The 1,312-nt window shown below is 73.1% G+C and carries 1 pseudogene; it reads right to left on the bottom strand.

The features are described from left to right. A pseudogene (locus tag H5J33_RS35535) lies at window positions 1–1,312 on the bottom strand (hypothetical protein); the annotation flags it as partial.

The raw sequence follows: 1,312 nt of genomic DNA on the forward strand, positions 1-1,312 counted from the left end.
CACCGACTTCTATGGCGGAGGCCCGGGCGCTCTGCGCGGCGTCCACGGCGCGGTTGGCGGAGTAGTTCGCCGAGCGCGCGGCCGAGCGGGCCTTGGCCGCCGCCTGCTTGGCCTGGTCGGCCGACGCCTGGGCCTTGCGCGCCGACTCCTCGGCGGCGTCCGCGTTCGCGTCCGCCTGCGCCGCGTACTCGTTGGCCTTCTGGGCCGACGCGGTGGCCTTGTTCGCCCAGTCCGTCGCCTCCGCGGCGGCGTTGCGGGCCTTGGCCGCGGCCGACTGGGCGCGGTTCGCGTTCTCCTGCGCCTTGTTGGCGATCTTCGCGGCGGCGGCGATCGCACCCTGGATGGCGGCGATGTGGGCGGCGGAGTCGTAGTCCAGCTGCGCGGTCTTGTACTGCACCGAGGCGACGAAGTTGCGGCGCATCCACGCCGGGCCCTCCATCGCGACCTGGGCGTGGGCCTTGGTGTAGGGGCCTCCCGTGTTGATGAGGGCGGCGGTGGCCACCGCGTCGTCGTCCCGCAGGGCCGACTCGTACCCGCTGCTGATGAACTGGTACAGGGCCTCGGGCGTGCCCGCGCTCAGCGCGTCGCTCGCCGCCTTCTTCACGGCGTTGCCCGGGCTGTTCGCCAGGATCCGGGAGACCAGGACCCGGTTGTCCGCGGCGGCGGCCGTGATGACGCCCTTGGTGAGGAAGGCCGCGCCCGCGTCCGGGTCGTCGTCCTCCAGCGCCTTGACCGCCGCGTCGGCGACGTCCGGGGAGGAGACCTGGGCGAGGAAGAGGGACGTCTCCAGGTCGTCCTGGCGCTGGGCGAGCTGCCGGTCGGTGTCGATCCAGCGGTGGACGTCGGCGTCCGCGCCGGACAGGGCGAACCGCGCGGCCTCCCGCGACCAGGAACCCGTGGAGTTCATGAAGGCAACGGCCGCCTTGCGCCCGAGCGTGGCGGACAGGCTCAGGTCGCCGTCGCGCAGCGCCGACTCCGCCTTCGCGACGAGGTCCAGCGTGGCCTGGCCGGCCTGCGCCGCCTGAGTCCGCTTCTCGGCGTACTCGGCCCGCTCCGCGTCCTCGATCTGCGCGAGCAGGCGCACCTCCTCCAGCGCCTGCTTGGTGTCCTCGTCGAGGCGCTGCCACTCGGCGTCCCGCGCCTGCTTCTCCACCTCGACGGCCTTGTTGACGGCGTCGACCGCGTTGTTGGCGGCCTTGGTGGCCTCGTTAGCGAAGGCGGTGGACTTGTTGGCGTAATCGACCGCCTGGCCCGCGTACTTGACGGCCCACTCGGCGGCGTCGGCGGACTTGTCCGCGTGATCGGCCGCGCT

It is taken from the genome of Streptomyces sp. WELS2 (genome assembly GCF_013870595.1).
GTDB lineage: Bacteria > Actinomycetota > Actinomycetes > Streptomycetales > Streptomycetaceae > Streptomyces.